A 24,375-nucleotide genomic window follows, 5' to 3' on the forward strand; every position below is an offset into this window, starting at 1 on the left:
CGTCTACTCGGCTCACAGCAGGCGCAGGCGTTCGATCGCCGCGTCCAGGGTGGCCTCGTTCTTGGCGAAGCATAGGCGCACCAGGCGCTGGCCGGCCGGCGCGGTTTCGTAGAACGGCGACAGCGGGATGGCGGTGACGCCCTTCTCGATGGTCAGCCACTTCACGAACTCGTGGTCCGGCAGGTCACTGATGGCCGAATAATCGACCAGCTGGAAGTAGCCGCCCGGCACCGGCAGCGCCTTCAGGCGGGTACCGGCCAGCTGCTCGCGGAAGCGGTCGCGCTTGGCTTCATAGAACGCGCCCAGCTCCAGATGATGCTGCGGTTCGTCGCGGATCATCGCGGCAAAACCGTACTGCGCCGGGCCGAAACTGGTGAAGGTGTTGTACTGGTGCACCTTGCGGAATTCAGCGGTCATCGCCGGCGGCGCCACCGCGTAGCCGATCTTCCAGCCGGTGCAGTGGTAGGTCTTGCCGAAGCTGGAGATGACGAAGGTGCGCTCGCGCAGCTCAGGGTAGCGCAGTGCCGATTCATGACGGCGGCCGTCGTAGATGATGTGCTCGTACACCTCATCGGAGATCAGGTAGATCTGCGTGCCGCGCAGCACATCGGCCAGCGCCTGCATGTCCGCTTCGTCCAGCATCGCGCCGGACGGGTTGTGCGGGGTGTTGACCATCAGCAGGCGGGTGCGCGGGGTGATCGCCGCACGCACGCGGTCCCAGTCCACCGCGAAGGTCTGCGGGTCCAGCGGCACATGCACCGCCGTAGCACCGGCCAGCTCGATCGCCGGTTCGTAGCAGTCGTAGGCCGGGTCGAGCACGATCACTTCCTCACCGGCACGCACCACGGCGTGGATGGCGTTGAAGATCGCCTCGGTGGCGCCGCTGGTGACGGTGATCTCGGTGTCCGGATCGATCTGCGCGCCGTACAGGTCCAGCGACTTCTGTGCGATGGCCTGGCGCAGCGGCGCCACGCCGGTCATCGGCGGGTACTGGTTCAGGCCGGCGGCCATCGCCTTGGTGGTTTCGTCGATAAGCCGCTGCGGCGCGGAGAAATCCGGGAACCCCTGGCCGAGGTTGACCGCGCCATGTTCGGCGGCGAGCTGGGACATCACGGTGAAGATCGTGGTACCGACCTTGGGCAGCTTGGTGTTCGGTTGCATCGGCCTGGGCTGTGGGGAAACAAGGGCTGGAAGTGTACGAAATCCCGACCCGGCCTGCGGCGCCGACGGTAGCGCCGGGTCATACCCGGCGGCTCTTTGCACATGCCACACCGGCGCCTGGCAGAGCTGCCGGCCAGCGGCCGGCACTACCCGATGCGGTTTCACCGCTACAATTGCCGCCGCACTCCTGCATGAAGACCCCTGCGCCTTGAACACCCCTGCATTGCTGGCTGCCAGCGGCCTGAGCTTCTCCCGCAATGACGAGCCGGTGTTCGGCCCGCTGGACTTCCACGTGGATGCCGGCGAAGCGCTGCTGGTGCAGGGCGGCAACGGTGCCGGCAAGACCACCCTGCTGCGCGTGCTGTCGGGCCTGGCGCGCCCGGGCGCGGGCCAGGTGTTGATCGACGGCAAGCCGGCCAGCAACGCCGAGCGTGCGCGCTATGTCGCCTACCTCAGCCACCTGCCGGCGCTGAAGCCGGACCTGGACACGCTGGAGAACCTGCATTTCCTGTGTGGCCTGCACGGCCGCCGCGCACGGCAGATGCCGGGCAATGCGCTGGCCATCGTTGGTCTGGCCGGCTACGAGGACACCCTGGTGCGGCACCTGTCGGCCGGACAGAAACGGCGCCTGGCACTGGCCCGCATCTGGCTGTCGCCAGCACCGCTGTGGCTGCTCGACGAACCCTATGCCAACCTCGACCTGGAAGGCATCAACCTGGTCAACCGGATGATTTCCGCACACCTGCGCAGCGGCGGCGCCGCCCTGGTCACTACCCATGGCGCCTATGCCGCCCCGCCGGTACGCACCCGCCAGCTCGATCTCGGCGGTGCCGCATGATCGCGCCGGGCACTGAACCGGGCCTGTGGCAGACCGCCCGCGCCTTGGTTGCGCGCGACCTGCGTCTGCTCTGGCGCCGTCGCGGCGATGCACTGCAGCCGCTGCTGTTCGCCCTGCTGGTGGTGGTGCTGTTCGCCCTCGCCCAGGGCCGGGATCCGCAGCCGCTGGCTGCCACCGCCGGTGCGGTGCTGTGGTTGGCGGTGCTGCTGGCCGGGCAGCTGGCGCTGGATTCGCTGTTCCGCTCCGATGCCGAAGACGGTTCGCTCGAACAATGGCTGCTGGCGCCGGTGCCACTGGCGTGGCTGGTGCTGGTACGCGTGCTGCTGCATTGGGCGACCACCGCCCTGCCGTTGATCCTGCTGAGCCCGCTGCTGGCGGAAATGCTGCATCTGCCGCATGACCAGCTGCCGATGTTGCTGGCATCGTTGCTGTTGGGAACACCGTTGTTGAGCCTGATCGGTGGCGTGGTCGCTGCACTGACCGTGGGCATCCGGCGCTCTGGTATTCTCGTGGCGTTGCTGTCGTTGCCGTTGTATGTACCGGTGCTTGTCTTCGGTGCCGGCAGCCTGGCGGCAGCCAGCCGCGGACAGGATCCGGTCGGTGCGCTGCTGATGCTGGGCGCTGGACTGGTGATCGCCCTGGTGCTGGCACCGCTGGCGACCGCTGCTGCGATTCGTATTTCTCTGAGTTGACCGAGCTGAGAGCCAATCCACCCCTGCTGGATAGCCGCCACGCATGAATCCGATTGTCCGCTGGTTCCATCAACTCGGCTCGCCTCCCACGTTCGATCGTTTCGCTGCCCGCTGGTCGCGACTGTTCTACATCGCCGCGGTACCGGTGCTGCTGGTCGGCATGTGGCAGGCGCTGCTGGTGGTGCCGCCGGAAGCCCGCCAGCTGGACAGCTTCCGCATCCTCTACATCCACGTGCCCAGCGCCTGGATGAGCCTGTTCGTGTTCGCGCTGATGGCGCTGTATGCCGCCATCGCACTGATCTGGCGGATCAAGATCTGCGAGATCCTGGCCATGGCGTGCGCGCCGATGGGCGCCGGTTTCACCCTGATCACCCTGGTAACCGGCAGCATCTGGGGCAAAGGCACCTGGGGCACGTGGTGGGACTGGGACCCGCGCATGACCAGTGAGCTGGTGCTGCTGTTCCTGTACCTGGGCGTGATCGGGCTTTACCACGCCATCGAAGACCGCCGCAGTGCCGCGCGTGCCGCCGGCCTGCTGGCCATCGTCGGCGTCAGCCTGTTGCCAGTGATCCGTTACTCGGTGGACTGGTGGGGTGGCCTGCACCAGCGCCAGTCGATCAGCGTGTTCGGTGAATCGGCCATCCGTACCGAGCTGATTGCTCCGCTGTGGTGGATGGTGATCGCCACCAAACTCTGGTTCTGTGGTTCGCTGCTGGCCAAGGCACGCGCCGACAACCTGTACCGCGAAGCCGGCAAGGCCTGGGTTGGCGACCGCGTCGATGCCCGGGCAACCGAGGTGGAGGAATCGCGGCCATGACTCACCTGCCCTTCGTGATCGGCGCCTACGCCGTGTTCGTGCTGGTGCTCGGCGCCGATGCCCTTGGGTCGTGGCTGCGCCTGCGCGCGGCACGCCGCCAGGCGCAGTCGCGCCAGCAGCGGCAGCAGGCCCGTCAGGCCGCACAGCAGGTCGCCGCGCCTGCGCTGTCGGCGGAGTTGGAGCGATGACGCCGATCCAACGCCGCCGTCTGGTCTGGGTGCTGCTGGCCCTGCTCGCCTCAGGGCTGGCCACCGCGCTGGTGGCGATGGCGCTGGAACGCAACATCGCCTACCTGTACACACCCTCGGAAGTACTGCGCGGCGATGTCGATGCACAGACCCGGTTCCGCCTCGGCGGCATGGTGGTGAAGGGTTCCTTCAACCGCCCGCTCGGCTCGTTGGAAGCGCACTTCAAGGTCACCGACGGCGATGCGCAGTTGCCGGTATCCACCTCGCGGATCCTGCCGGACATGTTCGCCGAAGGCACTGCCGTGGTCGCAAGTGGTCGCCTGCAGGACGGTACGTTCGTCGCCGACGAGGTACTGGCCAAGCACGATGAAAAGTACGTGCCCAAGGAAGTGGCCGACAAGATGGGCCAGGCCCATCGCAAGCATGATGTGCCGGTCACGGCGCCCGAGGTGCGCTGAGTGCTTCCCGAATTCGGTCAGATCCTCCTGCTCTGCGCGTTGCTGGCCTCGCTGCTGCAGGCGGTGCTGCCACTGGTCGGTGCGCAGCGCGGCAACGACGCATGGATGTCGGTTGCCCGCCCGGCAGCCTTTGCCCAGCTGGTGCTGCTGGCCGGCGCCTTCGCCGTACTGACGGCGGCCTTCGTGCAGCAGGACTTCTCGGTGCGCTACGTGGCCGAGAACTCCAATTCACTGCTGCCGCTGATCTACCGCTATTCGGCGGTGTGGGGTGCGCACGAAGGCTCGCTGCTGATGTGGGCGCTGGTGCTGGCGCTGTGGACCGGCGCGGTGGCGCTGTTCTCGCGGCATCTGCCGGCACCGGTACAGGCGCGTGTGCTGGCGGTGATGGGCGTGGTCAGTGTCGGCTTCCTCGCGTTCCTGATCTTCACCTCCAATCCGTTCCTGCGCTTGAACCCGGTGCCGCTGGAAGGCCGTGACCTCAACCCGCTGCTGCAGGATCCGGGGCTGATCATCCATCCGCCGATGCTGTACCTGGGCTACGTCGGCTTCGCAGTGCCGTTCGCCTTCGCCGTGGCGGCGCTGCTGGAAGGCCGCGTCGATGCGCGCTGGCAACGCTGGACGCGGCCCTGGACCAATATCGCTTGGGGCTTCCTCACGCTGGGCATCGCACTGGGCAGCTGGTGGGCGTACTACGAGCTGGGCTGGGGCGGCTGGTGGTTCTGGGACCCGGTCGAGAACGCCAGCTTCATGCCGTGGCTGGTTGGCGCGGCGTTGATCCATTCGCAGGCAGTGACCGAAAAACGCGGCACCTTCGGCAGCTGGACGCTGCTGCTGGCCATCGCGGCGTTCGCGCTGTCGCTGCTGGGCACCTTCCTGGTCCGCTCCGGCGTGCTGACCAGCGTGCATTCGTTCGCGGCCGATCCTTCGCGTGGGCTGTTCATCCTGATCTTCCTGTCGGTGCTGGTGGGTGGAAGCCTGCTGCTGTATGCGCTGCGTGCGCCGCGGCTGACAGTGGATGCCGGCGATCCGCGCCGTGGCTTCACCGCGACCTCGCGCGAAACCCTGCTGCTGGCCAACAACCTGCTGCTGGCCAGCGCCTGCGCGATGGTCCTGCTCGGCACCCTCTACCCGCTGCTGGCCGATGCGCTGTCGCTGGGCAAGATCTCGGTGGGTCCACCGTACTTCGGCAGCCTGTTCCTGCTGTTGATGGCACCGATGGTGATGCTGCTGCCGTTCGGTCCGCTGGTGAAGTGGCAGCGCGACCAACCCTCGCGCGCACTGGCGTTGCTGTTGCCATGGGCGGGCCTGGCCGTGCTGCTCGGCGCCTGGGCATGGTGGCAGGCGCCGCAGAATGGCTGGAAGGCAGGCATCGGCGTCGCGGCCGCAGCCTGGGTCGGTCTGGGCACCGCCCGTTTCGTCTGGCAGCGCCTGCGTGGCAATGGCCGCTTCACCGCCGAGATGCTTGGCATGATCGTCGCCCACGCCGGTGTCGCGGTGTTCCTGGCCGGCGCGCTGCTGGTGGAAGCATTGAATGTGCAGCGCGAAGTCGCGCTGTCGCCGGGCCAGCAGGTGGTGGTCGCCGGCCACGAAGTGCGCTTCGAGGGTGTGGACCACCGCGAAGGCCCCAATTTCATCGCTGACCGCGGCCATCTGCGGGTGCTGCGCGATGGTCGCGAACTGGCCCTGCTGCATCCGGAGAAGCGCCAGTACGCCAGCGGCGGCCAGGTGATGACCGAAGCCGGCATCGATGCACGCCTCATCGGTGATGTCTACGTGGCATTGGGCGAGCCGCTGGGCAACAATGCATGGGCGGTACGGGTGCACATCAAGCCCTTCGTGCGCTGGATCTGGCTGGGCGCGCTGTTGATGGCCCTGGGCGGATTCATCGCCGCCGCCGATCGCCGCTTTCGTCGTCCGTAGGAGTTCCCCATGTCCGAGTCACCCGCCCCACGCCCGTCCCGCCCGCTGCCGCCGGTAGCCATCGTGATTGGCGTCCTGTTCTTCTTCGGCCTGCTCGGCCTGATGATCTACGGGGTGATGAAATCGGGCGATCCGCAGCGCGATGTGCTGCCTTCGGCACTGATCGACAAGCCGGCGCCGGCGTTCGCGCTGCCGGTGCTGCATGACCCGCAGATGATCGTGCGCAGCGAGGAACTGCGTGGTGCGCCCTACCTGCTCAACGTCTGGGGCAGCTGGTGCGCGGCCTGCCGCGAAGAACATCCGGTACTGACCCGCTTTGCCGAGAGCAAGCGCGTGCGCGTGATCGGCTACAACTGGAAGGATGAACCGACCGACGCGCTGCACTGGCTGGAACAGCTGGGCAACCCGTTCATGGTCGTGCTGAGCGACATCGAAGGCCGCACCGCCATCGACTGGGGCGTGACCGCAGCACCGGAGACCTTCCTGGTCGACGGCAGTGGCATCGTGCGCTGGAAGTACAGCGGTGCGATGACCCAGCAGGTGGTCGACGAGAAATTGATTCCGGCGCTGGAGAAGCTTGAAAAGGCCCAAGGCGATGCCGGCAACACCCTGCACGCCTCGCCGTAAGCACATGCGCTGGCTGCTGCCCCTGCTGCTGGCGATGACCCTAGCGCTGCCGAACGCCGGCCTCGCCCAACAACCGGTGCATGATGCGCGGCCGCTTGTGTTCCGCGATGCGGCCGAGGAAGCGCGCTTCCACGACCTGGCCGCGCAGCTGCGCTGCGTGCAGTGCCAGAACCAGTCATTGGCCGATTCCAATGCACAGATCGCGCAGGACCTGCGCCGTGAAGTGCTGCAGCTGATGCAGCAGGGCCTCGACGATGCGGCGATAAAGCAGTTCCTGGTCGCCCGCTATGGCGAATTCGTGCTCTATCAACCGCCGCTGCAACCCGGCACCTGGCTGTTGTGGGGCGGTCCGCTGCTGATACTGGGTGGCGGCGCGCTGGTGGTGATGGGCATCGTCCGTCGTCGCAGCCGGCAGATGGACGCAGCCGCTACGGTGAACCCAACCGAGGGAGAGGACTGGTGACGCACTGGTTGCCGATGGTCGCCGCAGTGGCGGCTGCGCTGTTGGCGGCAGTAGTGCTATGGCCGCTGCGCCAGCAAGGCCGTCGCAGCTTCGTGCTGGGGGTGGTAGCGCTCGGCGTGGCCGGCGCCTGCCTGTACCTGCTGGTCGGCAATCCGCGCGCTGCACAGGTGCAACCCGCGCCTTCGGTCGCCACCCTGCGTGACGGCGTGGAAGCACTGCAGCAGGCGTTGCAGCGTGACCCGCAACGCGCCGATGGCTGGGCGCTGCTGGGCCGTTCGCAGGCCGAGCTCGGCAATGCCGCCGCTGCGGCCGACGCCTTCAACCGTGCCGCAGCACTGGCACCGGACGAACCGGGCGTGCTGGTCGAGGCTGCGCAGGCACGCGCGCAGGCGGATCCGGGCAAGCAGTTCGATGACACCGCGCTGGCATGGTTGCAGCGTGCACATACCTTGTCGCCCGATGCCGAGCGCGCAAGCTGGCTGCTTGGCATCGCGCTGCGCCAGCGTGGCCGCAACGCCGAGGCTGCTGATCTCTGGAGCACGCTGTTGCCTCGCCTGGAGCCGGGTGCGGCGCAGGCGCTGCAGGCGCAGATCGCCATCGCCCGGGAGGCGGCCGGCCAGCCGTCGGACACACCGGCAGCGGCATCGCCGCTGCTGCAGGTGCGGGTGCACCTGCCCGCATCGTTGAAAGCAAGTGATTGGCCGGCCAGCACCCAGGTGTTCGTGCTGGCGCGTGCCGTGGGCGGCCCGCCGATGCCGGTGGCTGCACGCAAGCTGCCCCTCGCCGGCTTCCCCGCAACGGTGAGCCTCGGCGACGGCGACAGCCCGATGCCGACCGCACCCTTGTCGGCGCATCGCGAAGTGGAAGTACTGGCGCGCATTTCGCGCAGCGGCAGCGCCAACCGCAGCGAAGACGACCTGCAGACCGCGCCGGTCAAGGTCAGCCTGCCGCATGACGGCATGGTCGAGCTGCGGTTCCCGTAACGTACCCGCGCCGCTGCGCTCGCCAGGCATGGCCCGGCGGACCCACGCTCAGCCCGTCGATGGAAACCAGCGTGTCGCCAGCTGCACATGCCGCCCCGCTAGAATGCCCACATGACCGAATTCATTCCGCCCGGCACCCGCTTCCATGCCCTGCCCTCGCCCTTTCCGTGCAAACGCGGCGGCGCCCTGCACGGTGCGCGCGTGGCCTACGAGACCTGGGGTGCGCTGGACGCAGACGCCGGCAACGCGATCCTGATCGTCACCGGCCTGTCGCCCGACGCACATGCAGCGGCCAACGAAGCCAATCCTGCGCCGGGCTGGTGGGAAGCCATGATCGGCCCCGGCAAGCCGATCGATACCGACCGCTGGTTCGTGGTCTGCGTGAACTCGCTGGGCAGCTGCAAGGGCTCCACCGGCCCTGCATCGATCAATCCAGCCAGCGGCGAACTGTATCGCCTGGATTTCCCGGAACTGTCGATCGAAGACGGCGCACGCGCGGCGGTTGACGTGGTACGCGCGCTGGGCATCGAGCAGCTCGCCTGCGTGATCGGCAATTCAATGGGCGGGATGACGGCGCTGGCGGTGTTGCTGCTGCAGCCAGGCATCGCCCGCAGCCATATCAACATTTCCGGCAGCGCGCAGGCATTGCCCTTCTCCATCGCGATCCGTTCGCTGCAGCGCGAAGCCATCCGCCTGGATCCGCGCTGGAACGGTGGCCACTACGACAATGAGGCATACCCGGAATCGGGCATGCGCATGGCACGCAAGCTGGGTGTGATCACCTACCGCTCGGCGCTGGAATGGGATGGCCGCTTCGGTCGCGTACGGCTGGATTCAGACCAGGCCGACGACGACCCGTTCGGTCTGGAATTCCAGGTCGAAAGCTATCTGGAAGGACATGCACGCCGGTTCGTGCGCTTCTTCGATCCGAACTGCTATCTGTACTTGAGCCGCTCGATGGACTGGTTCGACCTGGCCGAATATGGCGATGGCGATGTGCTGGCCGGACTCGCCAGTATCCGCGTCGACAAGGCGCTGGCGATCGGCGCGAACACCGACATCCTGTTCCCGGTACAGCAGCAGCAACAGGTCGCCGATGGCCTGCGCGCTGGCGGCGCGGATGCGCGTTTCATCGGCCTGGAATCACCGCAGGGCCATGACGCGTTCCTGGTCGACTTCGAACGTTTCGGCCCGGCCGTGCGCGGCTTCCTCGACGAACTGTGATGGTGTGGCGGCGCAATCTCGCACTGGCCGCGTGCGGTGCGTTGATCGGCTTGACCGCAACCGACGTGTTTCCACTGTGGCTGGGCGCGTGGTGCGCGCTGACCAGCGCGGTGTCGTTCGGCTTGTATGGACACGACAAGCGGGCAGCGCAGCGAAAACAGCAGCGGACGCCGGAACGCACGCTGCAGCTGCTGGCATTTGCTGGCGGCTGGCCTGGTGCCCTGCTCGGCCAGGCGGTGTTCCGCCACAAACATCGCAAGATGCAGTTCCAGTGGGTGTTCTGGCTGTGCGTGCTGGCCAACGTGGCCTCGATCGCGGTGATGCTGCGCGAATTTTCCTGGTAGCCGCCCTGTAGATCCACGCCACGCGTGGATATGCCGACCAAGGTCGGCATCTACCGAAGCGGTTCGCGAACCAATACCCCATCGCGCAACCGGTACTGCACATCCACCACACCTGCGGGCAGGTCATCGTGGGTGATCATCAACAGGCTGCGTCCTTCCAGCAGGGCTGGCAGGTCCTGCAACAGTGCGCGCGCGGTATCCACGTCCAGGCCTTCGGTGGGCTCATCCACCAGCAGGATCGGCGCATTGCGCAGCAGCGCGCGGGCAAGCGCCAGGCGCCGCGCCTGGCCGGCCGACATCGTTGCGCCGTTCTCGCCCACCCAGGCCTGCAGGCCGCCGTTGCGCTCGGCCCATTCGCCCAGCCGTACCCGTTGCAGCACCGCCCACAACGCCTCGTCGCTGGCCTCGGGATCGCCCAGTCGCAGGTTTTCGGCCACGCTGCCGGCAAATACCGGTGCGTTCTGCGGCAGCCATGCCAGATGCCGGTGCCAATCGGCCTGGGCAACATCGCGCAGGTCCTGGCCACCGTAGGTAAGCCGTCCGTGCTGCGGATCCCACAGACGCAGCAGCAGGCTCGACAACGTGGTCTTGCCGCTGCCGCTGTCGCCACGGATGGCGATGCGCTCGCCCGGCGCCAGCGTCAGCTGCAGGCCACACAGAACCGGCCGTGCGGCGCCCGGCCACTGGAAGTGCACGTCGTCCCAGTGCACGGTCGCGGCCGGCGCCAGTGGCTGCGGCGATGCAGGCTCTTCCACCGAAGGCGGTTGCTCGACGATGGACTGCAGACGCGCGGCCGCAATGCGGCCCGATTGCAGCGACTGCCAGGCCAGGCCCATGCCCGCCCACAGCTCAATCATCGCCACCGTCAGGAACACCAGGCCGGCGGCCATTTCCGGTGCGATCCGCTGCTGTTCGGCCGCGTGCAGCGCCAGCGCCAGCATCGCCACCAGGCCGAGCCCGGCCAGCACGCCATGCAGCGTTGATGCAGCAATCAGCCGCAGGCGTCGACGACGATCACGCGAGGCCACCTGCTTGGCCGCCACCCGCACCTTCAACTGCCAGGCGTTGCCGGCATGCAGCGCGGCCAGATCGGCCGCCCCTTCCAGCCCTTCGAATGCCGCCGTGCGCAACGCCGCTCGATGTGCAGCGCGGTCGGCCTCTTCGCTGTCATGTCCCCTCACGCCCAGCCACGGCACGCTGACACCGATCAGCAGCCCCAGTACCGCCAGCAGCAGCGCCGCCGATGGCAGGATCAACGCCGCCGAGCCCACGCCCACCAGCGTCAACGCAGCCAGCGCCAGCAACGGGCCGATGGCACGCACCAGCAGGCCGTCGATTTCGCCGATGTCGCCCAGCAACCGCGCCAGCAGATCGCCGGTGCGGGTCGCGCCCAGCCGTGCCGGAGCAAGCGGCAGCGCGCGGCGGAAGAACCACACGCGCAGGTCGCGGGCGATGCGCAGGGTGGCGTCATGCCCCACCAGTTTTTCGAAGTAGCGCGATGCGATGCGCGCCATGGTCAGCCCGCGGATGCCGGCCGATGGAGTGAAGAAATTGAAGCCCTGGCCAAGGCCCGCTGCACCGGCCAGCGCTGCAGCGGTCAGGAAGCCGCCGGACAGGCCCAGCAGCGCGGTGCCGGCCAGCATCGTGGTCCACAGCAGCAGCACCGCCAGCAGCAGGCGCGGGCGATGGCGCAGGAACACCGCGGGCAGTGAATCGGAAGAGCGGCTCATGCGCGTACCGCCTGCGCCGGTTCAACCAGGCGCCCTTCGGGCAGCAGCAGGCAGCGGTCGGCCCAGGCGATCACCGCCGGGCTGTGGGTGGCCACCACCACGCTGCGTCCGCGCGCATACGCGGCCAGGCTGCGCAGCAGCGCCGCTTCGGTTTCGGCGTCGAGGAAGGCCGTAGGCTCATCCAGCAGCAGCACCTGCGGATCGCGCAGCAGCAGGCGCGCCAGGCCGATGCGACGTGCTTCGCCACCGGACAGGCCGAAGCCGCGCTCGCCGATCAGCGTATCCAGCCCCTCTGGCAGGCGCTGCGCGAACTGCAGCACCTGTGCGGCTTCGGCAACGGCGCGCAGGCGCGCGTCACTGGCACCGGGATCGGCCAGGCGCAGGTTCTCGGCAATAGTGCCGTGGAACAGATAGGGACGCTGGCTGGCATAGGCCACCTGCAGTCCCGGCCGCAGCTGCACCCGGCCAGCGCGCGGCGGCAGCCACCCGGCCAGCGCTTCCAGCAACGTGCTCTTGCCGCTGCCACTGGGGCCGACCAGGGCCAGACGCTGGCCCGGTTCCAGCTGCAGGTCGAGGTTCTGCAGCACGTCGTGGGTAGCGCCCAACGGACGCAGTATCAGACCGTGCGCCTGCAGCGGCGGCAAGGCGGCCTCGGCCGGCTCCGGTGCCAGCGGCACGCCATCCTCTGCAATCGTGGCCTCGTCTTCCGGCAGCACCTGCAGCAGGCGCTCCACCTCGGCGGCAGCGGCCAGTGCATTGGCACGGTCGTGATAGTGCGCGGCCAGGCGCCGCAACGGCGCGTAGAACTCCGGTGCCAGCAGCAAGCAGAACAGGCCAGCCCCCAGCGTCGGCACGGTCGCATGCAACGACATCAGGCCCAGATAGCTCAGGCCCAGATACAGCGCGACCATCGCCACACTGACCGACGCAAAGAATTCCAGCACGGTGGACGACAGGAAGGCGATGCGCAGCACCTTCATCGTGCGCACGCGAACGCCCTCGGCCGCAGCCTCGATGCCGGCCAGCTCGGCCTCCCCGCGGCCATACAGGCGCAGCAGGCCCAGGCCCTTGATGCGATCGGCGAAGTGCCCGCTCATCCGCGCCAGTTCGCCCAACTGCGCGCGTCCGGCCGCTTCCGCGCCCCAGCCCACCAGCATCATGAAAAACGGCACCAGTGGTGCGGTGAACAGCAGGATCAGTGCAACCACCCAATCGACCCAGGCCACAGCGGCCAGGATCAACAAGGGCACCACCACCACTTCGGTGCGTACCGGCAGAAAACCACTGTAGTAATTCTCGATGGCATCGCCGTGATGCAGCATCAGCTCACCCAGCTCACCGGTGCGGCGCTGCCGCAGCCACAGCGGGCCATGCCCGAGCAGGCGCGCGAAGACACGCTCGCGCAGGGACAGGCGTGCGGCATCGGCAACGTCACCGGCCGCAGCCTGGGTGACACCGCCCAGCAGGGTGCGCACGACAAGTATCACCGCCAGCGCGGCCAGCACCGGCAGGCCCTGGGCCAACGGCGCGCGCTCGACCAGCACCTGCTGCACCAGCCAGGCGATGGCGGCGGCCTGACCGATCAACAGCGCGCCGGACACGCTGATGCACAGCGACGCCAGCCGCTGCCGTCCCTTCGCGGCGCGGGCCAGATCGGCCAGCCACGCGGTGCGGACACGCCGCAAGCGGGTCGATTCGTCATCCCGATCAGGGGCGTCAGCGGTCGGTTCGGCAGCGCTCAAGGCTCTTCACAGGCAGCAGGGGGATGGACGGCATTGTAGGCGCAGGCAACAGCCTTCCCCTGCGGCCGGCGGTCGCAGTCTTCATCGGGTTGGCATACGATCCCCCTGAACACGTGTTCATACATTGATCTGGATCAAGGCTGTTTGAAGTAGTCGGTCACATCATTCACCCCGTAGACCACCCTTCCCGCCACCTGCAACGGCACTATCCAACGAGGTAGCCAGGCCATGATTGATCAGACAGTCGTAGAACTGTCGCGGCTGCAATTCGCTCTGACCGCGATGTACCACTTCCTATTCGTACCGCTCACGCTTGGCCTGTCCTTCATGGTGGCCATCATGGAAAGCGTGTACGTCATGACGCGCAAGCAGGTCTGGCGGCAGATGACCCTGTTCTGGGGCACCCTGTTCGGCATCAACTTCGCCATCGGCGTGGCCACCGGCCTGGTGATGGAGTTCCAGTTCGGCATGAACTGGTCGTACTACAGCCATTACGTGGGTGACATCTTCGGTGCGCCGCTGGCCATCGAGGGCCTGATGGCGTTCTTCCTGGAAGCCACCTTCATCGGCCTGTTCTTCTTCGGCTGGAAGCGCCTGAGCCCGGTCAAGCACCTCACCGTGACCTGGCTGATGGCGCTGGGCACCAACCTGTCGGCGGTATGGATCCTGATCGCCAACGGCTGGATGCAGAACCCGACCGGTGCGGTGTTCAACCCGGAAACCATGCGCATGGAAGTGGTCGACTTCGCTGCGGTGCTGCTGAACCCGGTGGCGCAGGCCAAGTTCGTGCACACCGTCAGTGCCGGTTACGTGACCGGTGCGATCTTCGTGATGTCGATCAGCGCCCTGTACCTGCTGCGCAACAAGCACAGGGACATGGCCCGCCGTTCGTTCGCGGTGGCCGCAGCCTTCGGCCTGCTGTCGTCGCTGTCGGTGGTGGTGCTGGGTGACGAAAGCGGTTATGCCGCCAGCGAACACCAGAAGATGAAGCTGGCCGCGATCGAAGCAATGTGGGAGACCGAGCGCGCGCCCGCCGACTTCACCGCCTTCGGCATTCCCAACCAGGACACCCACACCAACGACTACGCGATCAAGATCCCGTACCTGATGGGCCTGATCGCCACCCGTTCGCTGGACCAGCCGATTCCGGGCATCCTGGAACTGGTGGACCGTGCAGAGCACCGCATCCGTGGTGGCCAGATCGCCTACGGCGCGCTGGAACGGGTGAAGAAGGACAAGAACGACCTCGAAGCCCGGGAAATGTTCGACCGCCATTGGCAGGATCTCGGCCATGGCCTGCTGCTGAAGCGCTACCGCGAAGACATCCTCAACGCGACGCCGGAGGAAATCTCCAAGGCCGCGATGGATACCGTGCCGCGCGTGGCGCCGCTGTTCTGGACCTTCCGCATCATGGCCGGGCTGGGCTTCTACCTGATCGCCTTCTTCGCGCTGGCCTTCTACTACTCGTGCCGCAACAACTTCCAGGACAAGCGCTGGTTCCTGAAGCTGGCCGTGTGGAGCCTGCCAGCGCCGTGGATCGCGATCGAATGCGGCTGGTTCGTGGCCGAGTACGGTCGCCAGCCGTGGGCGGTGGACGGCGTGCTGCCCACCTTCTATGCGGCATCGGGCCTGGCACTGCATGAAATCCTGACCACGCTGGCGGTGTTCACCAGCCTGTACACGGTGCTGCTGATCATCGAAATCAAGCTGATGCTGAAGGCGGTCCGCAAGGGTCCGGACGACATCCTGCCGACGCTGCAGGCCGACATCCGCCCTGTTTCCCCCAATGCCGTTGCCCCCGGCCAGGCCTGAGGCAGGAGAATCCAGATGGAATTCATTGCACTTGATTACACCACGCTCCGCGTGATCTGGTGGCTGCTGCTCGGCATCCTGCTGGTCGGCTGGGCCGTCATGGATGGTTTCGACCTGGGCGTCGGCACCCTGCTGCCATTCGTGGCAAAGACCGATGAAGAACGCCGGCTGGTGATCAACACCGTCGGCCCGGTGTGGGAAGGCAACCAGGTCTGGTTGGTGCTGGGTGGCGGCGCGATCTTCGCCGCATGGCCGCCGCTGTATGCGGTCAGCTTCTCCGGCTTCTACCTGGCGGTGTTTGCGATGCTGTTCGGGCTGATCCTGCGCCCGGTCGGCTTCAAGTACCGCAGCAAGCTGCCGTCCAAGCGCTGGCGCGACAACTGGGACCGCGTGCTGTTCGTTGGTGGCCTGCTGCCGGGCCTGATTGCCGGCGTCGCGGTGGGCAACGTACTGCTGGGTGTGCCGTTCCACTTCGATGACACGCTGCGCGTGACCTACACCGGTTCGTTCTTCGGCCTGCTCACGCCGTTCGCGCTCATCGCCGGCCTGATCAGCGTGGCCATGCTGGTGTCGCACGGTGCGGCCATGCTGGTGCTCAAGACCGACGGCCCGGTGGCCGAACGTGCAGCGCGCTACGGCAGCATCGCCGCCATCATCAGCTTCGTGTTGTTCGCCGCTGCCGGCGCCTGGGTGGCCTTCGGCCTGCCGGGCTACCAGATCACCTCGCAGGTGGTGACCGACGGGCCGACCAATCCGCTGTTGAAGACCGCCGAACTGGGCACCGCCGCAGGTGGCTGGCTGCGCAACTACAGCAGCATGCCGGCAACGCTGGTGTTCCCGGTGCTGGGCCTGCTGGGTGCGCTTGCCAGTGCGGTGCTGCTGCGCGCGCGTCGTGGCGGCCTGGCCTTCATCGCCTCGGGCGCGTCCATTGCCGGCATCATCCTCACCGTCGGTTTTGCGATCTTCCCGTTCCTGCTGCCGTCCTCCAGCCAGCCCACCTCCAGCCTGACCGTCTGGGACAGTTCGTCCAGCCACCTCACGCTGTGGGTCATGCTGCTGGCCACGGCCATCTTCCTGCCGATCATCCTCGCCTACACCACCTGGGTGTACCGCGTGCTGAAGGGCAAGACGACGGTCGAGGACATGGACGACAACCCCAACGCGTACTGATTGCCCGTGTGCCGGCCCAGGGTCGGCACACCCCTCGCACACAGGAGATTGACCATGTGGTATTTCGCTTGGATTCTCGGCGCTGGCCTGGCTTCGGTCGTGGCCATCCTCAACGGGATGTGGTTCGAAGCGCGCGAAAGCGCCCGCGCCGACAAGGAAGTGCGTTGAAACTGTAAAAAAGGGTTGCCGATACGGCCTTCACACCGTATTCTTGGCGGCTCCTTCGGGGTGTAGCTCAGTCTGGTAGAGCGCTACGTTCGGGACGTAGAGGTCGCAGGTTCGAATCCTGTCTCCCCGACCACTTCGGTGGTCGCATTGAAGCCTGGTGAAGTCTTCCAGGCTTTTTTGTTCCCGCAGGAGTCGCTGTCACGGCAGCGAAGCAGAACGGTCTTCCCCCTTGCCGCCATCGGGGGAAATGGCTAGAATAGGCGGCTCCCTTCGGGGTGTAGCTCAGTCTGGTAGAGCGCTACGTTCGGGACGTAGAGGTCGCAGGTTCGAATCCTGTCTCCCCGACCACTTCGGTGGTCACCAAGAAGCCTGGAAGACATCACTGTCCTCCGGGTTTTTTTGTGCCTGCACTCCGGGACACCCGGCTACGCCGTCGTCAGCAACGTGCCGCCCCGCACCGGGGTCGAGGACCTGACGCGGCCGGCCACGTACAATGGCCGCCACTCCCCCACCTGCCACACCGGCTCCGTCCGGTGCGGGCGCTGCACGCCATCTGCGCGGCGTGCGCCACCTGCAAGGAACACCGCATGACGTCCCCCACCTCTCCTTCGCCATCGTTGCTGCACGGTCGCCTGCTGGCGTTCGCCGCGATCCTGCTGGCAGCGGTCAACCTGCGTACCGCGGTCACCTCGATCACTCCGCTGCTGGACGTGCTGGGCCAGCAGTTCGGCTTCGGCACCACCATGACCGGCGTGCTGGGCATGCTGCCGACCGCCTCGTTCGCACTGTTCGGCGTCGCCACCCCTGCACTGGCACGACGCCTGGGCCTTGAGCGCACCACCCTGCTGGCCATGCTGATGGCCGCCACCGGCCTGCTGCTGCGCTCCAGCGCCGGCAATGTCGGCACCCTGCTGCTGGGCTCGGTGATCGCACTGGCCGGCATGGGCATCGGCAACGTGGTGGTGCCGCCGCTGGTGAAGCGCTACTTCGCCAACAAGGTCGGCACCATGAGCACGCTGTACATCAGCGTGCTGCAGCTGGGCACGATGATGCCGGCACTGCTGGCGGTGCCGGTGGCCAACGCCGCAGGCTGGCGGGTGTCGCTGGGCATGTGGGCCCTGCTGGCGCTGGCGGCGACCCTGCCGTGGCTGTTGCTGGCGCGCCGTGCACCGAAACCGGTGCTGGACAGCAACGACCCCACCGTGCAGCCGCACGGCAGGGTCTGGCGCACGTCACTGGGCTGGAGCATGACGCTGATGTTCGGCATGACTTCGCTGATGACCTACTCGATGTTCACCTGGCTGCCGCGCATCGTGGTCGAAGCCGGTGCCACGCCCGCCTTCGGTGGGGTGATGGTGGCGGTGTTTTCGGCATTGGGCCTGCTGCCTTCGCTGGTGATCCCATCGCTGGCGGTCCGCCTGCAGAACCCGTTCCCGCTGGTGCTGATCGGCTTTTCCGCTTTCGTCATCGCCTTCGCTGGCCTGCTGTTCGCGCCGATGAAGGCGCCGTTGCTGTGGGCCTGCCTGCTGGGCGTCGGGCCGTCCACGTTCCCGCTGGCGCTGACCCTGATCAATCTACGTACGCGCACCCCCACCGGCTCGGCCGCCTTGTCCGGCTTCATGCAGGGCGTGGGCTACAGCTTCAGCTGCCTGGGCCCGTTCCTGGTCGGCTGGCTGCATACCGTCAGCGAGGGCTGGACCCTGCCCTTCGCATTCCTGTTCGGCTGCGCGGTGCTGATGCTGTGCGCCTCGTGGGTCGCCTGCAAGCCGCGCAAGCTGGAAGACCTGTGGTGACCGCCCCGGCTGCCTGACGCCCGCCGCCGTGAAGCTGGACCCACACACCCCACTACCGCGACCTACACACCGCCACCGCAGCGGGTGACGTAGCGTGTCCAAAGATGACCCGGTTCGCGTCCAGAGCCGGGCGCGGCTTGGGGTGCCGGACAGCCCGGGGACGTGCCGTGCTGCCGCCCCCTTGCCGCCGGAGCAATAAAAAAATACCTTTTTCAACAATGCGTTGCAGAAGGGTTGGCCGATCCGTCACGGACTTTCCGTCAATCTGGTACGGACCGCAACTGCCCGCATCGGCAAAGCGTCAGCTACAGTTGGCATGTGATGTGCGTCACACTTTGAGCGCATCGTTCAGGTATGGATGCTTAGGGGGTCTCATGGTTGTCTACCGTCCGCTGGCGTTCTGCGTCGGCCTGGCCTGCGCCACTCTGGCGTCCTGGGCTGATGCAGCGCCGCCGCCCACCGCGACCACGCGCGCCGAACGGCTCGCCGAAATCGGCCACTACCGTGACCAGGCGCGCTGGGTCGATGCCCTGGCGGCAATCGAGCGGGCGCAGCTGCGCGAGCCCAACGACGACCTGCTGTACAAGCTGCAGGTATTGACCCTGGGCGACATCGGCAATGCCCATCGCGCCTGGCGGCTTTACCAGGCCCGGCCCAACCTGTTCGACCAGGACCAGAAGGCGCGGCTGGAAGCCAACTACGTGGCCAAGCTGGTCAACTGGAGCCTGGCCTACGGGGAAACCGAAGACACCCGGCTGGACGAGGCCGAGGCGTCGCTGGCGGAAATGGAGCAGTACGTCGAGCGCGATGGCACCGCGCAGGCGCAGGCGCCGCTGCGGATCCGCATGGACCGGCTGATCCTGCTCAACCGCCTGGCCCGTCACGCGCAGGTGCGCGACGAAGCCCGGGCGCTGCAGCGCGAGGGCCATGCCCTGCCCGACTACGTGCTGCCAGCGGTGGGCGACTCGCTGATGTCCACCCAGAATCCGGAAGAAGCCATCCCGTTGCTGGAGGCCGCCGCGAAGAACGATCCCTCGCGCTTCCAGTCGCGCTCGGAGCTGGCCTATGCCTACCTGGAAACCGAGCAGGCGGAGAAGGCGGTGGGCTACCTTCAGGCGTGGCAGAAGGATGAACCGGCATGGCGCTGGGGCGGTGGCAAGACACCCTTCCAGAACTGGGCACGCTACGAAGCCGACCTGAACCTGGCGATGGTGCGGGCCTACAGCGGCGATCTGCCCACGGCCCAGCGCGAGCTGGAAGCGCTGGTCGACGTCGGCCCGGGCAATGGCAGCCTGCAGACCTCGCTGGGCAGCGTCTACCAGATGCGCGGCTGGCCACGGCGCGCACTGGAACGTCACCAGATGGCCTACACCCTGGACCCGCGTGACATCGCGCCGCGGCTGGGCATGTACGAATCCTACGTGCAGCTGCAACGCGACGACCTGGCGCGACCGCTGCATGACGATCTTCTGGCCCGCTATCCAAGCCAGCCGTCGGTGCAGCGCATGGACCGCGACTGGCGCGCCCATCGCGGCTGGCAGCTGTTGGCCAAGGTCGAGGGCGGCCGCAGTTCCGGCGGTGGCGGCACCTCGCCGCTGGGCAACGACGACCTGCACTACGGCATGGAAGTCGCCTCGCCGGTGCTCAACGACCGCTGGCGCCTGTTCGCCTTCGCCGACCGCCGTTCGGTCACCTTCCAGGATCAGGATATCGATCCGCTGTGGATCGGTGCCGGCGTGCGCTACCGCTTCGACCGCGTCGATGCCGAGGCGGCGGTGCTGCGCCCCAACGACAGCATCGGCGACACCGGTTTGCGGGGCGGCTTCGGCTGGCAGTTCAACGACCGCTGGCACGCTGGCGTAACGGCCGCCCGCAATGACCCGGAAGCCTCGATGCAGGCACGCGTGGCCGGCATCACCGCCGACAGCGTCGCCGTTGCCGTGGATTACACGCGCAACGAACGCACGCACTGGAGCATCGGTGGCAGCCAGTTCCGTTACGACGATGGCAACCGCCGCGACACGCTGAACAGCGCGATCGAACAACGGCTGTTGACCCGCCCCCGCCTGTTGATCGATGGCCTGGGCAGTGTCTACACCAGCCGTGGCAGCCGCGACGATGCGCCGTACTTCAACCCCTCGCGGGATCGCTCGGTGGAAGTGGGCCTGCGCATCGACCAGCAGTTGTGGCGCCACTATGAGCGCCACTTCCGCCATCGCCTGACGGTGTCCGTTGGCAACTACTGGCAGGAAGGATTTGGCAGTTCAATCATTCCGACCGTGGCCTATCGCCACGAATGGCAGTTCGATCAGGGGCGGATCCTCGAGTACGGCGTGAGTTGGTCGCGGCCGGTCTACGACGGCCAACGTGAACGACATATCGGCTTCGATGCCGCGCTGCGCTGGGGAGAATGAGATGGAACGGATGCTTCGCAACCTGACGACCGTACTGCTGCTGGCGCTGCTGTTCCTGGCCCTGCCCGCCGCCGCCCAGCGCGCCCGCTCGGCCGCGGAACTGGACGCGGCCGACAACGGCCTGCTGGTCCTCAGCTATCACGACGTACGCGATGATGTGCTGGAGAAGTCCGATGCCGACGCCTACGCGGTCAGCACGCAGAACTTCGCCGCACACCTGGACTGGCTGTCCGCCCATGGCTATCACCCGGTCTCGCTGTCGCAGCTGATCAAGGCCTCGCGCGGAGAAGCAAAGCTGCCACCGCGGCCGGTGCTGCTGACCTTCGACGACGGCCTGCGCAGCGTGTACAGCCGTGTCTATCCACTGCTGCGCGCGTACAACTATCCGGCGCTGGTGGCGGTGATCACCGACTACGTGGACATGGCACCGGGCCGCACCATCGACTACGGCTACCGTCCGTTCGGCCACGACGATTTCCTGACCTGGGACCAGCTGCGCGAGATGCAGGCCAGCGGCCTGATCGAACTGGCCAGCCATACCGACAACCTGCACCACGGCGTGCAGTCCAACCCGCAGGGCAACCAGACCCCGGCGGTGATCACCCGCATCTACGACCCGAAGGCGCAGCGCTATGAAAGCGCGCAGGAGTACGAGAAGCGCCTGCGCGACGATCTCGGCCGCAGCGTGCAGCGCATCGAAAAGGAACTGGGCGTACGTCCGAAAGCGATCGTCTGGCCGTATGCCGCCTACAACCAGTTGAGCAACGACATCGCCGAGCAGCTGGGCATGCCGGTGTCCTTCGACCTGGAAGGACGCAGCACGCCGGTAACCGCCGACCTGCACGGCCTGGCACGCCTGCTGGTGACCAGCAATCCGAACGTCACCTCGCTGGCCTTCGAGCTGCGTCGCAACGTCAACCTGGACGGTACCCGTGCCCTGCAGATCGACCTGGATTCGGTCTACGACAGCGTCCCTGCCCAGCAGGCGCGCAACCTGGACGCCCTGATCGAGCGCGTGAAGCGGATCGGCCCGACCCATGTCTACCTGCAGGCCTTCGCCGACCCGGACGGCAACAACACCGCCGATGCCCTGTACTTCCCGAACCGGCACCTGCCGATGCGCGCGGACCTGTTCAACCGTGTCGCCTGGCAGCTGAAAACCCGTGCCGGGGTGAAGGTCTACGCGTGGCTGCCGGTGCTGGGCTATGAACTGCCCGATGCCGCGCAGCGTGCGGCGCTGGGCATCCAGAGCCCGGAACGCGATGGCATGTACCGCCTGGATTTCACCAAGCCGCAGGCACGGCAGATCATCAAGGACATCTACGAAGACCTGGCGATCAATTCGTACTTCGAAGGCCTGCTGTTCCACGATGACGGCTACGTACGCGATACCGAACTGACGCAGTTGCCACAGGAAGGCAGCGACGGTGGCCGCACCCAGGCGCTGATCGATTTCACCCTGGAACTGCGTGACAGCGCACAACGCTGGCGCCCCAAGCTGGGCACCGTGCGCAACCTGTACGCGCAGCCGGTGCTGGAACCGCAGAGCGCAGCGTGGTTCGCCCAGCGCCTGGACCTTTTCAATCAGGCCTACGACCGCACCGCGCTGATGGCGATGCCGTGGATGGAAGGCAGCCGCCGTCCCCAGCGCTGGATGGACCGCCTGGTCGTGGCAGTGCGCGAGCACGACCCGGACCTGAAGCACACGATGTTCGAGCTGCAGACCGTGGACTGGCGCACGCAGACGCCGATCAGCGGCGAACAGCTGCGCGCGCAGATCCGCCGCCTGCAGGCGCAGGGCGTGCGTCATTTCGCGTGGTACCCGGACGATTTCATCGCCGACAAGCCGTCGACCCAGGATGCACGCGCGGCGATGTCCGCGCGCAACTTCCCGTATCCGGAGAAGTGACGTGGACATGAACCCGTGGCTCAACGCCATGTTCCAGTTCGCCTTCTTCTACCCCATGGTGATGGCGTTCTTCTGGATGTCCGGTGGCCTGTACTATTTCTTCCGCCGTGAGCGGAAGTCGCGCCCGCGCAACGATCCCCCCCCGATGGCGGAGTATCCGTTCGCCAGCCTGTTGATTCCGTGCCACAACGAATCGGCGAACCTGGACGACACCCTCGGTGCGGCATTGGCCCAGCGCTATCCGGACTTCGAAGTGATCGCCATCAACGATGGCAGCAGCGACGACACCGGCGCCCGCCTGGACGCGCTTGCGGCCCTGCACCCACGCCTGCGGGTGGTCCATCTGGACCGCAACCTGGGCAAGGCGAATGCGCTGCGCATGGGCGCCCTGGCTGCGCGTTCGGAGTATCTGGTGTGCATCGATGGCGATGCCATGCTGGAAGAGTTCGCCATGCACTGGATGGTCTGGCACCTGACCAGCGGTCCGCGCGTGGGCGCGGTGACCGGCAACCCGCGCATCCGCAACCGCTCCACCCTGCTCGGCCGCCTGCAGGTGGCGGAGTTCTCCTCGATCATCGGCATGATCAAGCGCGCCCAGCGTGTCTACGGCCGCATCTTCACGGTGTCCGGGGTCATCGCCGCGTTCCGTCGTACGGCCCTGCACCGCATCGGCTACTGGGCCGATGACATGGTCACCGAGGACATCGACATCAGCTGGCGCCTGCAGCTGGATCATTGGGACATCCGTTACGAGCCCAATGCGTTGTGCTTCATCCTGATGCCGGAAACACTGAAGGGACTGTGGCGGCAGCGCCTGCGCTGGGCACAGGGCGGCGTGGAAGTGCTGCTGCGCCATGGCTCCTCGTTGTTCAGCTGGCGCAAGCGGCGCATGTGGGGCGTGCTGCTGGAATACATCCTCAGCGTGCTGTGGGCCTACACCATGCTCGCGATCATCCTGCTGTGGGCACTGGGCAAGTTCATCCCGGTGCCGCCGCAGTTGTACATCGACACGTTGCTGCCGCAATGGCATGGCGTGATCCTGGCGCTGGTCTGCCTGCTGCAGTTCGCCAGCAGCCTGATCATCGACAGGCGTTACGAAACGCATATCGGCCGCAACTATTTCTGGGTCATCTGGTACCCGATGGCGTACTGGTTGATCAGCCTGTTCACCACGCTGGTGGCGCTGCCCAAGACCCTGCTCAGGCGGCGTGGCAAGCGTGCAACCTGGGTCAGCCCAGACAGGGGTATCCGATGAACGCACATCGCCAGACCGCCACGAGGAAGCCGTCCAACCGCTTCGACTCGCGCCTGATCCAGAAACCGCGCCAGCAGCCCCGCCTGCAGCGCACCGCCTGGGGGTTTGTGACCCTGGCGTTCTGGGGGTTCTACTTCTATCTATGGGCGCCGCTGGTCACCCTGGTGTCCTGGTTGCTGGGTGGGCAGCAGGCGTGGCTGCAGCTGTACGAGCGCAAGCAGCACCTGGATCCGTTCGTGATCATCGCCCTGCCGGTGATCCTGGCCGGCTGCGCGCTGCTGCTGATCGCCTGGGCCGAATACAACCGCTACCGCTTCGCCGGCAGGGAACGGCGCAACCCACGCGAGGACGCCAGCCGTTCGGAGATCGCCCGTTCGCTTGGTGCCAGTGATCAGCTCGCCGAACAGATGTTCAATGCGAAGGCCATCACCCTGCACATGGATGAGCATGCGCGGCCGCTGGGCATGACTGCGCAGCTGTTGCGGTAAGGGGGGTTCGGCCGGGCTACGCCCGGCACCCTGCAGAGGCAACGGCAACAGCCGAAGCAACGGCAACAGCTGGGTTCCGTGGGATGGCGGGGCGGTGTCGGATTGCGGGGACGCCGCAAGTACGTCCCTGTAGGCTTGGCAGCCGCATCCATGCGGCTGACACCCCGCAATCCGACACC

At 66.8% G+C, this 24,375-nt stretch carries 22 protein-coding genes and 2 tRNA genes; 21 read left to right on the forward strand and 3 right to left on the reverse strand.

What is annotated here, in order from left to right:
- Positions 1–12: 12 nt before the first annotated feature.
- Positions 13–1,161: a pyridoxal phosphate-dependent aminotransferase gene (locus H3005_RS08020; RefSeq protein ID WP_165377632.1), complete on the reverse strand. Its 1,149-nt coding sequence runs from the start codon at positions 1,159–1,161 to the stop codon at positions 13–15.
- Between the two features lie 208 nt (positions 1,162–1,369).
- Between H3005_RS08020 and ccmA the strand changes: the two genes are divergently transcribed.
- The 11 genes from ccmA to H3005_RS08075 all read left to right on the forward strand — a co-directional run bounded on the left by ccmA (position 1,370) and on the right by H3005_RS08075 (position 9,715).
- Positions 1,370–1,999, forward strand: coding sequence for a heme ABC exporter ATP-binding protein CcmA (gene ccmA, locus H3005_RS08025; RefSeq protein ID WP_191077876.1), 630 nt, complete (start codon positions 1,370–1,372; stop codon positions 1,997–1,999).
- Positions 1,996–2,691: a heme exporter protein CcmB gene (gene ccmB, locus H3005_RS08030; protein ID WP_100553021.1), complete on the forward strand. Its 696-nt coding sequence runs from the start codon at positions 1,996–1,998 to the stop codon at positions 2,689–2,691. The genes ccmA and ccmB overlap by 4 nt, the downstream gene beginning before the upstream one ends.
- 43 nt (positions 2,692–2,734) lie before the next feature.
- A complete protein-coding gene (ccmC, locus tag H3005_RS08035) occupies positions 2,735–3,508 on the forward strand; it encodes a heme ABC transporter permease CcmC (protein ID WP_100460624.1) in 774 nt (257 codons plus the stop codon).
- Positions 3,505–3,696 carry a heme exporter protein CcmD gene (ccmD, locus tag H3005_RS08040; protein WP_100553022.1) on the forward strand — a complete coding sequence of 64 codons (192 nt, stop codon included), beginning with the start codon at positions 3,505–3,507 and terminating at the stop codon, positions 3,694–3,696. The genes ccmC and ccmD overlap by 4 nt, the downstream gene beginning before the upstream one ends.
- Positions 3,693–4,154, forward strand: a complete 462-nt coding sequence (ccmE, locus tag H3005_RS08045; protein ID WP_191077877.1) for a cytochrome c maturation protein CcmE — start codon at positions 3,693–3,695, stop codon at positions 4,152–4,154. The genes ccmD and ccmE overlap by 4 nt, the downstream gene beginning before the upstream one ends.
- Entirely contained in the window at positions 4,155–6,074 is a 1,920-nt protein-coding gene (locus H3005_RS08050; protein ID WP_191077878.1) for a heme lyase CcmF/NrfE family subunit, read from the forward strand.
- Between the two features lie 9 nt (positions 6,075–6,083).
- Positions 6,084–6,701, forward strand: a complete 618-nt coding sequence (locus H3005_RS08055; RefSeq protein ID WP_025876469.1) for a DsbE family thiol:disulfide interchange protein — start codon at positions 6,084–6,086, stop codon at positions 6,699–6,701.
- Between the two features lie 34 nt (positions 6,702–6,735).
- Positions 6,736–7,164 (forward strand): cytochrome c-type biogenesis protein, encoded by a 429-nt coding sequence (locus H3005_RS08060; protein ID WP_223880142.1) that lies wholly within the window; start codon positions 6,736–6,738, stop codon positions 7,162–7,164.
- Positions 7,158–8,147, forward strand: coding sequence for a tetratricopeptide repeat protein (locus H3005_RS08065; protein WP_191077889.1), 990 nt, complete (start codon positions 7,158–7,160; stop codon positions 8,145–8,147). The genes H3005_RS08060 and H3005_RS08065 overlap by 7 nt, the downstream gene beginning before the upstream one ends.
- A gap of 111 nt (positions 8,148–8,258) precedes the next feature.
- The gene (locus H3005_RS08070) at positions 8,259–9,371 is read left to right on the forward strand and encodes a homoserine O-acetyltransferase (RefSeq protein ID WP_191077880.1); all 1,113 of its coding nucleotides are present in this window, start codon (positions 8,259–8,261) and stop codon (positions 9,369–9,371) included.
- Positions 9,371–9,715, forward strand: coding sequence for a DUF1294 domain-containing protein (locus tag H3005_RS08075; protein ID WP_191077881.1), 345 nt, complete (start codon positions 9,371–9,373; stop codon positions 9,713–9,715). Before H3005_RS08070 ends, H3005_RS08075 begins: the two co-directional genes overlap by 1 nt.
- A 50-nt stretch (positions 9,716–9,765) precedes the next feature.
- Here the strand turns inward: H3005_RS08075 and cydC are convergent, their stop codons facing one another.
- Positions 9,766–11,445 (reverse strand): thiol reductant ABC exporter subunit CydC, encoded by a 1,680-nt coding sequence (cydC, locus tag H3005_RS08080; protein ID WP_191077882.1) that lies wholly within the window; start codon positions 11,443–11,445, stop codon positions 9,766–9,768.
- Positions 11,442–13,130, reverse strand: a complete 1,689-nt coding sequence (cydD, locus tag H3005_RS08085; RefSeq protein WP_223880143.1) for a thiol reductant ABC exporter subunit CydD — start codon at positions 13,128–13,130, stop codon at positions 11,442–11,444. Before cydD ends, cydC begins: the two co-directional genes overlap by 4 nt.
- A 285-nt stretch (positions 13,131–13,415) precedes the next feature.
- Here cydD and H3005_RS08090 point away from each other — a divergent pair, with 285 nt between their 5' ends.
- From H3005_RS08090 to pgaD, 10 genes are all read left to right on the forward strand, one after another.
- Entirely contained in the window at positions 13,416–14,999 is a 1,584-nt protein-coding gene (locus H3005_RS08090) for a cytochrome ubiquinol oxidase subunit I (RefSeq protein WP_099821188.1), read from the forward strand.
- Positions 15,000–15,014: 15 nt separating this feature from the next.
- A complete protein-coding gene (cydB, locus tag H3005_RS08095) occupies positions 15,015–16,169 on the forward strand; it encodes a cytochrome d ubiquinol oxidase subunit II (RefSeq protein WP_088101726.1) in 1,155 nt (384 codons plus the stop codon).
- A 54-nt stretch (positions 16,170–16,223) separates the two neighbouring features.
- Positions 16,224–16,337 carry a cytochrome bd-I oxidase subunit CydX gene (gene cydX, locus H3005_RS08100; protein ID WP_025876452.1) on the forward strand — a complete coding sequence of 38 codons (114 nt, stop codon included), beginning with the start codon at positions 16,224–16,226 and terminating at the stop codon, positions 16,335–16,337.
- Between the two features lie 56 nt (positions 16,338–16,393).
- A tRNA-Pro gene (locus H3005_RS08105) sits at positions 16,394–16,470 on the forward strand.
- A 138-nt stretch (positions 16,471–16,608) separates the two neighbouring features.
- Positions 16,609–16,685: transfer RNA gene (locus H3005_RS08110), tRNA-Pro, on the forward strand.
- Between the two features lie 239 nt (positions 16,686–16,924).
- Positions 16,925–18,130: an MFS transporter gene (locus tag H3005_RS08115; RefSeq protein ID WP_100553029.1), complete on the forward strand. Its 1,206-nt coding sequence runs from the start codon at positions 16,925–16,927 to the stop codon at positions 18,128–18,130.
- Positions 18,131–18,504: 374 nt separating this feature from the next.
- On the forward strand, positions 18,505–20,544 hold the full coding sequence (gene pgaA, locus H3005_RS08120) for a poly-beta-1,6 N-acetyl-D-glucosamine export porin PgaA (RefSeq protein WP_100553030.1): 2,040 nt from the start codon (positions 18,505–18,507) through the stop codon (positions 20,542–20,544).
- A gap of 1 nt (position 20,545) precedes the next feature.
- Complete coding sequence (pgaB, locus tag H3005_RS08125) at positions 20,546–22,453, forward strand: poly-beta-1,6-N-acetyl-D-glucosamine N-deacetylase PgaB (protein ID WP_191077884.1); 1,908 nt, start codon at positions 20,546–20,548, stop codon at positions 22,451–22,453.
- 1 nt (position 22,454) lies between these two features.
- Positions 22,455–23,708 carry a poly-beta-1,6-N-acetyl-D-glucosamine synthase gene (pgaC, locus tag H3005_RS08130; RefSeq protein WP_100460680.1) on the forward strand — a complete coding sequence of 418 codons (1,254 nt, stop codon included), beginning with the start codon at positions 22,455–22,457 and terminating at the stop codon, positions 23,706–23,708.
- On the forward strand, positions 23,705–24,196 hold the full coding sequence (gene pgaD / locus H3005_RS08135) for a poly-beta-1,6-N-acetyl-D-glucosamine biosynthesis protein PgaD (RefSeq protein WP_100553032.1): 492 nt from the start codon (positions 23,705–23,707) through the stop codon (positions 24,194–24,196). Before pgaC ends, pgaD begins: the two co-directional genes overlap by 4 nt.
- Positions 24,197–24,375: the final 179 nt, after the last annotated feature.

Origin of the sequence: Stenotrophomonas sp. Br8 (assembly GCF_014763005.1) — a bacterium.
In the GTDB taxonomy this organism is placed as follows: Bacteria; Pseudomonadota; Gammaproteobacteria; order Xanthomonadales; family Xanthomonadaceae; genus Stenotrophomonas; species Stenotrophomonas lactitubi.

Excerpts from the sequence above, each read along its gene's own strand:
- cydB (WP_088101726.1), top strand. The coding sequence starts at position 15,015 with ATGGAATTCATTGCACTTGATTACACCACGCTCCGCGTGATCTGGTGG.
- pgaB (WP_191077884.1), top strand. The coding sequence starts at position 20,546 with ATGGAACGGATGCTTCGCAACCTGACGACCGTACTGCTGCTGGCGCTG.
- ccmD (WP_100553022.1), top strand. The coding sequence starts at position 3,505 with ATGACTCACCTGCCCTTCGTGATCGGCGCCTACGCCGTGTTCGTGCTG.
- ccmE (WP_191077877.1), top strand. The coding sequence starts at position 3,693 with ATGACGCCGATCCAACGCCGCCGTCTGGTCTGGGTGCTGCTGGCCCTG.
- H3005_RS08115 (WP_100553029.1), top strand. The coding sequence starts at position 16,925 with ATGACGTCCCCCACCTCTCCTTCGCCATCGTTGCTGCACGGTCGCCTG.
- H3005_RS08020 (WP_165377632.1), bottom strand. The coding sequence starts at position 1,161 with ATGCAACCGAACACCAAGCTGCCCAAGGTCGGTACCACGATCTTCACC.
- H3005_RS08075 (WP_191077881.1), top strand. The coding sequence starts at position 9,371 with ATGGTGTGGCGGCGCAATCTCGCACTGGCCGCGTGCGGTGCGTTGATC.
- ccmB (WP_100553021.1), top strand. The coding sequence starts at position 1,996 with ATGATCGCGCCGGGCACTGAACCGGGCCTGTGGCAGACCGCCCGCGCC.
- cydX (WP_025876452.1), top strand. The coding sequence starts at position 16,224 with ATGTGGTATTTCGCTTGGATTCTCGGCGCTGGCCTGGCTTCGGTCGTG.
- pgaA (WP_100553030.1), top strand. The coding sequence starts at position 18,505 with ATGGTTGTCTACCGTCCGCTGGCGTTCTGCGTCGGCCTGGCCTGCGCC.
- H3005_RS08055 (WP_025876469.1), top strand. The coding sequence starts at position 6,084 with ATGTCCGAGTCACCCGCCCCACGCCCGTCCCGCCCGCTGCCGCCGGTA.
- pgaD (WP_100553032.1), top strand. The coding sequence starts at position 23,705 with ATGAACGCACATCGCCAGACCGCCACGAGGAAGCCGTCCAACCGCTTC.
- H3005_RS08060 (WP_223880142.1), top strand. The coding sequence starts at position 6,736 with ATGACCCTAGCGCTGCCGAACGCCGGCCTCGCCCAACAACCGGTGCAT.
- ccmC (WP_100460624.1), top strand. The coding sequence starts at position 2,735 with ATGAATCCGATTGTCCGCTGGTTCCATCAACTCGGCTCGCCTCCCACG.
- H3005_RS08070 (WP_191077880.1), top strand. The coding sequence starts at position 8,259 with ATGACCGAATTCATTCCGCCCGGCACCCGCTTCCATGCCCTGCCCTCG.
- cydC (WP_191077882.1), bottom strand. The coding sequence starts at position 11,445 with ATGAGCCGCTCTTCCGATTCACTGCCCGCGGTGTTCCTGCGCCATCGC.
- H3005_RS08090 (WP_099821188.1), top strand. The coding sequence starts at position 13,416 with ATGATTGATCAGACAGTCGTAGAACTGTCGCGGCTGCAATTCGCTCTG.